Origin of the sequence: Methylobacterium sp. J-070 (genome assembly GCF_022829385.1) — a bacterium.
Taxonomy (GTDB): domain Bacteria; phylum Pseudomonadota; class Alphaproteobacteria; order Rhizobiales; family Beijerinckiaceae; genus Methylobacterium.
The window spans coordinates 80,798-87,706 of sequence record NZ_JAKSXX010000190.1 but is presented as its reverse complement, the minus strand read 5'-3'; the positions used below and the strand labels follow the sequence as shown (position 1 = coordinate 87,706).

7 protein-coding genes and 1 pseudogene are annotated in these 6,909 nt (G+C 70.9%); 2 read left to right on the top strand and 6 right to left on the bottom strand.

Annotated elements, in window-relative coordinates; all coding sequences use genetic code 11:
- Together MKL01_RS20710 and MKL01_RS20705 are read left to right on the top strand one after the other, a co-directional pair.
- A pseudogene (locus MKL01_RS20710) lies at nt 1-506 on the top strand (peptide ABC transporter substrate-binding protein); the annotation flags it as partial.
- Between the two features lie 157 nt (nt 507-663).
- A complete protein-coding gene (locus tag MKL01_RS20705) occupies nt 664-1,578 on the top strand; it encodes a DMT family transporter (protein ID WP_243907075.1) in 915 nt (304 codons plus the stop codon).
- Nucleotides 1,579-1,859: 281 nt separating this feature from the next.
- On the opposite strand, the gene MKL01_RS20700 is transcribed toward MKL01_RS20705, so the two are convergent.
- Genes MKL01_RS20700 through MKL01_RS20675 form a run of 6 tightly spaced genes read right to left on the bottom strand, consistent with a single transcriptional unit; the run spans nt 1,860 to nt 6,908 of the window.
- Entirely contained in the window at nt 1,860-2,894 is a 1,035-nt protein-coding gene (locus tag MKL01_RS20700) for a biotin-dependent carboxyltransferase family protein (protein ID WP_243907074.1), read from the bottom strand.
- Nucleotides 2,891-3,613 carry a 5-oxoprolinase subunit B family protein gene (locus MKL01_RS20695; RefSeq protein WP_243907073.1) on the bottom strand — a complete coding sequence of 241 codons (723 nt, stop codon included), beginning with the start codon at nt 3,611-3,613 and terminating at the stop codon, nt 2,891-2,893. The genes MKL01_RS20700 and MKL01_RS20695 overlap by 4 nt, the downstream gene beginning before the upstream one ends.
- On the bottom strand, nt 3,610-4,371 hold the full coding sequence (locus MKL01_RS20690) for a 5-oxoprolinase subunit PxpA (RefSeq protein WP_243907072.1): 762 nt from the start codon (nt 4,369-4,371) through the stop codon (nt 3,610-3,612). The genes MKL01_RS20695 and MKL01_RS20690 overlap by 4 nt, the downstream gene beginning before the upstream one ends.
- Nucleotides 4,372-4,422: 51 nt before the next feature.
- Nucleotides 4,423-5,130, bottom strand: a complete 708-nt coding sequence (locus tag MKL01_RS20685; RefSeq protein WP_409566294.1) for an ABC transporter ATP-binding protein — start codon at nt 5,128-5,130, stop codon at nt 4,423-4,425.
- Nucleotides 5,120-5,863 carry an ABC transporter ATP-binding protein gene (locus MKL01_RS20680; RefSeq protein WP_243907071.1) on the bottom strand — a complete coding sequence of 248 codons (744 nt, stop codon included), beginning with the start codon at nt 5,861-5,863 and terminating at the stop codon, nt 5,120-5,122. The genes MKL01_RS20685 and MKL01_RS20680 overlap by 11 nt, the downstream gene beginning before the upstream one ends.
- Before the next feature lie 4 nt (nt 5,864-5,867).
- A complete protein-coding gene (locus MKL01_RS20675; RefSeq protein ID WP_243907070.1) occupies nt 5,868-6,908 on the bottom strand; it encodes a branched-chain amino acid ABC transporter permease in 1,041 nt (346 codons plus the stop codon).
- Nucleotide 6,909 lies beyond the last annotated feature (1 nt).

Sequence of the window (6,909 nt, the reverse complement as noted above, 5' to 3'; positions counted from 1 at the left end):
TCCAGACCTCGATCAACGCCCCGCGCCAGAAGACCCAGGCGATCATCAAGCAGGCGGCCGCCAAGGCCGGCATCGAGATCGAGCTGAAATCGGTCACCGGCTCGGTGTTCTTCTCTTCCGACCCGGCCAACCCCGACACCTACCCGCATTTCTACGCCGACATGGAGATGTATACCAACAACATGACGCAGGCCGACCCGGCGATCTGGCTGCTCCAGTACGTTTCGTGGGAGGTCGCGGCGCAGCCCAACAAGTGGCAGGGCCGCAACGTCGTGCGCTGGCGCAACGCCGCCTACGACGAAGCCTACAACGCCGCCCAGAGCGAGCTCGACCCGGTCAAGCGCGCGGCGCTGCTGATCCGATGCAACGACCTCGCGGTCTCCGAGAACGTGCTTCCGCTGGTCCACCGGGCGAAGGTCTCGGCGGTCGGTGCCGGTCTCGTTGTCCCCCAAAGTGGCTGGGACAACGACCTGTCGTTTCTGCCCGACTGGTACCGGGAGGCCTGAGCGGGAGCGCGGGGCCATGGGCGCCTACATCCTGCGACGGCCCCTGGTCGCGATCCCGAGCGAAGTCCGTCGTCGCTCCACGTCGACTTGGCTTGAACAACTGCTAATCATGAGCCGCTGGCGATGAGTGCCGCATGAGTGTCGGAAGCGATCTGGCGTGAGCCGCCTCGTAGCCTTCGGCGTTATGGCGCTGATCTGGGGGGTCACGTGGTTGCCGACGAAGATCGCGGTGCAGACCGTGCCGCCGATCCTCCTCGCAACGGCGCGCTTCCTCCTCTCCGGCGTCCTGTTCCTCGTCATCGTACGCGTACGGCGCCTGCCACTGCGCATCCCGGCGCTCGGCCGGATCGTCGCCGCCTCACTCCTCATCACGACAGGCTGCTACAGCTTCGTATTCTGGGGTGTCGCACATGCCCCGAGCGGGTTGTCGGCGATCGTCAATCTGTCGCTGATGCCGATCTTTCTCGCCTTCATTGGCTTCCTCTACGGCCAGGAGCGCCTCAGCGTGCGTCGGGTCGGCGCGATCGGCCTCGGTGTCGTCGGGCTCGTGCTCCTGTTCTCCGGCCGCGCCGGGGCCGCGGAAGACGGCGTCACGGCGGTGCTTGCTCTCTTATCGGTGGCGGTCGGCACGGCCTGCTACGCCTGGGGCTCTGTGATCAGCCGGCCCTTAACGCAGACGATGCCGCCGCTGGTTCTCGCCTTCTGGGAGACGCTCATCGGCGCAATCGGCCTCGTGCCCATCTCTTTGCTTATCGAGGGGTACCATCCGGGCCGCTTCGCCGCATTCTGGGATGGGCGGGTGCTCGTCTGCCTCGGCGTGATGGTGATCGGCGGCTCGCTGATCGCCTTCTCGATCTTCCTCTGGCTGGTGCGGGACTGGGGCGCGTTTCGCGCCGGCCTGTACGCCTTCGTCAGCCCGGTGATCGCGGTCGCGATCGGCGTCATCTACGCAAACGAACCCTTTGGATGGGAGGAAGTATCGGGGATGGGTATCATGCTCGCAGCGACTGCGTTGGCGCTTGCCGAGCGATCGAGTGTGCAGGTCGACCAAGCCGCCTCGAGCCGTTCTTGACGGAAGGCGCACGCGATCGCCTCCCAATTCGGTTGCGCCGCCATCACAGCGCGCGCGGCAAGATCGCATTTGGCTGCAGTGAATCCGCAGCGGTCGACCGGATCTTGCCGTAAGTCGCGCGACCGGTTTCAAACCCGCGCGCCACCAGAAACGGACGGCGGGGTGCGATCTTCTGTCATGTGAGCGGCTTGGCGCGGGGAATGTGATGCCGGCCGCCTGGCAGCCGGATCTCGTTCCGGCACGCGGTCGCGGCAGACATGCGTCACCGGACTGAGCCGCGCCTATCGATGAGCGTGCTCCAAAGGCTGCCCGTCGGTGACGCCGCCGATGAGGTTGAGGCTGAGCAGGAAGTCGGACGCGAAATCGGTCCGCACCACCGGCTCCCGCGGGACCGGGCCGCGCAAGAATTCCGCCTCGGCGCGCCGAGCCGTCACCGCTTCAGCAACCGATACCGCCCGGAAAGCGATCCGTGCGCCGCCCCGGACCTGGGCCACCCGTCCAAGATCGGGGCCTATCACCGTGGCGATCTTCGGATAGCCACCGGTCGACTGCCGGTCCGCCATCAGCACAATGGGCAGGCCGTTGCCCGGCACCTGGACCGCACCCATCGCTACCCCGTCGGAGACGATGTCGTGCCCCCTGGCGTGCTTGAGCGGCGTCCCGTCCAGGAAGCAGGCCATGCGGTCGCCGCGGGGCGAGACGGTCCAGGGACCGGCGAGGAAGGCCGCGATCTGGTCGGGTGCGAAATAGTCGTCCTGGGGGCCGAGCACCACGCGGACCGTGTCCGGAGCGCGGTCGAGCCACGGGGCCACCAGCCTGTGGGGCGCGCGCTCGCCAGGGCGGCCATCCGCCACCGGGATCCGGACGCCCGCGGCCAGCCCGCGCCCATGGAGACCGCCGACGCCGGAGCGCGTGTGGGTCGCCAGCGAGCCCAGTACCGGGGGGAGATCGAGCCGGCCCTGGACGGCGAGGTAGCCCCAGGAGCCGGTGTCTCCAGCGCGCACGACCAAGCTCCGGCCCGGCTCCAACGTCAGCGCGACGGCGGGCGGCAACGGCTCGCCGTCGAGGGCGATGCGGAAGCCCGTCGAGGCGAGCGCGAGCCCGAGGGCTTCGCCCTCGACCGCGAGCGTGACCCCGCCGGTCGAGATCTCGATCGCCGCCGCGTCGAGGGGATTGCCGGCCGCCCGGTTGGCGGTGGCGTGCATCAGCGGGTCCATCGGCCCGGCGGCGGTGAAGCCGTAGCGCAGGTAGCCGTGCCGGCCGCCATCCTGCAGGGTGATGCCGGGGCCGGCGGCCGCGATGACGAGGGCGCTCATGCGGTGCGTCCCTGTCGAGCCACGGGCTCGCCCGACGCCTCGCGGGCGGCCAGCGCGTCGAAGGTCGCCGCGTCCACCGGCTCGAACCGGATCGCGTCGCCGGCCGCCACGAAGAAGCTCTCGGCGCGCTCGGGGGCGTAGAGCCGGGACGGCGTGGCGCCGACCACGTACCAGCCGGTGGGCATCGGCACGGTGGCGACCGCGGCGAGGCCACCACCGACCACAACGGCATTGCGCGGGTGCGGCGGCCGCGGGCGCGCGCGCCTCGGCACCGCAAGGCCCTTCGGCAGACCGCCGAGGTAGGCGAAGCCCGGAGCGAAGCCGTACATGTAGACCCGGTAGGTCGCCCCGGCATGCAGCGCGACCACCGCCTCGGGCGATAGCCCGGCACGCCCGGCGAGTTCGGCGACATCCTCCCCGTGCGGGGCGTCGTAACAGCAGGGCAGCGTCCACAGGGTGGCCGTGCCCGTGCGCTCCGCGGCGCTCCCGGTCAACCGCAGCACGTGGTCGGCGAGCCGCGCCCGGTCGAGAACGAGAGGGTCGTAGTGCAGCATCAGGGACCGGTAGGTCGGCACACGCTCCCGCAGGCCCTGCGGCGGGTCGGCGGCGAGCGCCTCATCGAGCGCCAGCACTCGGTCGCTGAGCGCCGGATCGACCGTGGTGCCGAACTCCACGACCAGGGCCGCCTCGCCCGCGTCGAGGAGGCGGGGGACGCTCATGGCCGGAACGGGGCGAGCGTCACACCGCCGCCCTCAAGGATGGCGCGGACGGCACGCGCGGTGGCCACCGCGTGGGCGGTGTCGCCGTGGACGCAGATCGAGCGGATCGGCGTCGGCAATTCCCGGCCCGATGCCGTCAGGATGATGCCCCCCTGGACCATGCGCAGCACCCGGTCGGCGGCCGCGTCCGGGTCCGTGACGAAGGCGCCGGGCTGACTGCGCGGGATCAGCAACCCGTCCTCGGTGTAGCCGCGGTCCGCGAAGATCTCCTGGTGGACCTCGAGGCCCGCAGCCTCCCCCGCCGCCACCTGCGCGCTCAGCGCGATGGCGAGAAGGGCGAGGTTCGGATCGACGGCCCTGACCGCGCGGGCGACCGCGTCGGCTACCGAACGCTCCTCAGCCGCGATGTTGCCGAGCGCCCCGTGCGTCTTGACGTAGGTGATGCGGTGCCCCGCATAGGCGGCGAGCGCCTGGGCAGCCCCGACCTGATAGGCCACCAGCCGCCCGATCTCGTCCGGGCTGAAGGGGATGCGGCGCCGGCCGAAGCCCCACAGGTCGGGGAAGCCCGGATGCGCGCCCACCGCGACGCCCTTCTCCTTCGCCAGGGCGAAGGTGCGGGCCATGATCTCGGGATCGCCCGCGTGCAGACCGCAGGCGACGTTGGCCGAGGTGACCAGGTCGAGGATCGCCGCGTCGTCGCCGCAGGCATAGGCGCCGTAGCCTTCGCCGAGGTCAGAGTTGAGGTCCACGCGGGTCATCGCCCGTTCTCCCGTCTCGCCATGTGCCGGCGATGCCGGCACGGGATGGTCTCAGATTCCGAGGTAGGCCCGCCGCACCTCCGGATCGTCGCGCACCTGCGCCGCCGGCCCGGAGAGGATGACGCGCCCCGTCTGCAGGACGTAGGCGCGGTCGGCGATGGCGAGGCTCTCCGCGAGCCGCTGCTCGACCAGCAGGACGGTCACGCCGGCGTCGCGGATCGCCGTGACGGCGGCGAAGATCTCGTCGACGAGCTTGGGCATGATGCCCTGCGAGGGCTCGTCGAGCATCAGCAGGCGCGGGCGGGTCATCAGGGCGCGGCCGATGGCCAGCATCTGCTGCTCGCCGCCGGAGAGGGTCGCGGCCCGCTGCGGCAGCCGCTCCTTCAGGCGGGGAAAGAGGGCGAAGACCCGTTCCAGCGGCGCCTCGCGGTCGGCCTTGCTCCGGTGCAGGTAGCTGCCGAGCCGCAGATTGTCGGCGACCGAGAGGCGCGGGAACAGCCGCTTGTTCTCGGGCACGTAGGCGACCCCGCGGGCCGTGATGAGATGGCCGGGGAGCCCGTCGAGGCGGCCGCCGTCGAAGCGCACGGTGCCGTCGCGCGGCCGCTCGAGCCCGGCGATCGACTTGAGCAGCGTCGACTTGCCCGCGCCGTTGGCGCCGGCCACGACGACGATCTCGCCCGCGGCCACGCCGAGCGACACGCCCTGGATTGCGAGCAGGCCCTGGTAGGCGGTGGAGAGCCCGTCGACCTCAAGCAGCACGGTGTCGCTCCCCGAGATAGGCCGTGATGACGCCGTCGTCCCGCACCACGTCGGCCGGCAGGCCCTGAGCCAGGACGCTGCCGAGGTGGAGCACAACCGCCCGGTCGACGAGCGGCATCACCACCTCCATCACGTGCTCGACCATGATCACGGTCACGCCCGTGGCGGCCACGCGCCGGATCAGCGCGACGCCGGCCTTGGCTTCGGACGGTGTGAGGCCGGTGAGCACCTCGTCGAGGAGGAGCAGGCGCGGGCCGGTGGCGAGGGCGCGGGCCACTTCCAGGCGGCGCTTCTCGGGGGGCGTCAGTTCGCCGGCCACCGCCTCGGCGCGGTGGGTCAGCTCGACGCGCTCCAGGGTGTCCAGGGCGGCGCGGCGGGCGGACGCGGCGGTGGGGTGGCAGGCGAGCGCGCCGACCGTGACGTTCTCCAGGACGTTCATCGAGTCGAAGGAGCGCGGCACCTGGAAGGTGCGTGCGATGCCCCGGCGGCAGCGCTCGGCCGGCGGCAGTCGGGTGATGTCGGCCCCCGCGAACAGGATGCGCCCCTTGCTCGGGCGGTAGACACCCGAGATCAGGTTGAACAGGGTCGACTTGCCGGCCCCGTTCGGACCGATCAGCCCCAGGATCTCGCCGCGGCGCACGTCGAGGGTCACGTCGCGGTTGGCGACGAGGCCGCCGAAGGCCAGCGTCACGGCGTCGACGCGCAGGATCGGGTCGCTCGGGTCCGCGCTCACGGGTTCACACCTCCTCGTTGCGCGCGGCGCGCGTCCGCTTGAACAGGCTGAGCACGCCCTCGGGGCGGGCGATCGCCACGACCATCACGAGGCCGCCGTAGAAGATCAGATCGATGCCGCTGCCGGTGCCGCCGAGATAGGAGCGGCTGATCTCGGTGATCGGGATGAGGATCGCCGCACCCACGAGCGCGCCCCAGAGGGTCCCGACGCCGCCGAGCACGGCGGGCAGCGCGAAGAGCAGGGAGAAGCGAAAGCTCATCACGCTCTCGGGATCGATATACGAGACGTAGGACGCGTAGAGCCCACCGCCGACCGCCGTGAAGAAGGCCGAGATCGCCGCCGCCGCCATCTTGGACCGGAACACCTCGACGCCGAGGCTCTGGGCGGCGGCCGGGTCGTCCTTGACCGCGCGCCAGCCGTAGCCCCACCGCGATTCGGCGACGAGGAAGGTGACGAGCCAGGTCGCGACGAGCAGGCCGAGGGCGAGATGGGCGTACGGGATCTTGTCCCGGGCGAACTGGAGGGTCGCCCAGCTATCCGGGTTGAACGGCCACTGCACGCCCATCGCCCCGCCCACGAAATCCCAGTTCTGCACGAGCAGCAGCCCGGCTTCGGCGATGACGATGGTGGCGATCGAGAAGTAATGGCCGCCGAGACGGAAGCAGGGCCACCCGATCGCGAGGGCCACCGAGGCCGCGAGCACCGCGCCGAACCCGAGGCCCAACCACGGCGACACGCCGTAATTCACGAACAGGATGCTGGTGGCGTAGGCGCCGATGCCGAAATAGAGCGCGTGACCGAGCGAGATCTGTCCGCAATAGCCGCCCAGGATGTTCCAGCTCTGCGACAGGGCCGCGTAGAGCAGGGTCAGGACCAGGACGTTCTGCAGGTAGACGTCCCGGATCGCGTAGGGCAGCGCGGCGAGGCCGGCGAAGACCAGTGCGCCGACGTAGAGGCTGCGGCGGCGCTTGGCCGCGAAGCGCCGGTCAGCCTCGTCCAAGCTCGGGGAGATCGCCGGAGCGGCGATCAGCGACGTGCCGGTCATG

Bases quoted from the DNA above. Each gene is read 5' to 3' on its own strand.
- MKL01_RS20700 (WP_243907074.1), bottom strand. From the start codon at position 2,894: ATGAGCGCCCTCGTCATCGCGGCCGCCGGCCCCGGCATCACCCTGCAG.
- MKL01_RS20695 (WP_243907073.1), bottom strand. From the start codon at position 3,613: ATGAGCGTCCCCCGCCTCCTCGACGCGGGCGAGGCGGCCCTGGTCGTG.
- MKL01_RS20690 (WP_243907072.1), bottom strand. From the start codon at position 4,371: ATGACCCGCGTGGACCTCAACTCTGACCTCGGCGAAGGCTACGGCGCC.
- MKL01_RS20675 (WP_243907070.1), bottom strand. From the start codon at position 6,908: ATGACCGGCACGTCGCTGATCGCCGCTCCGGCGATCTCCCCGAGCTTG.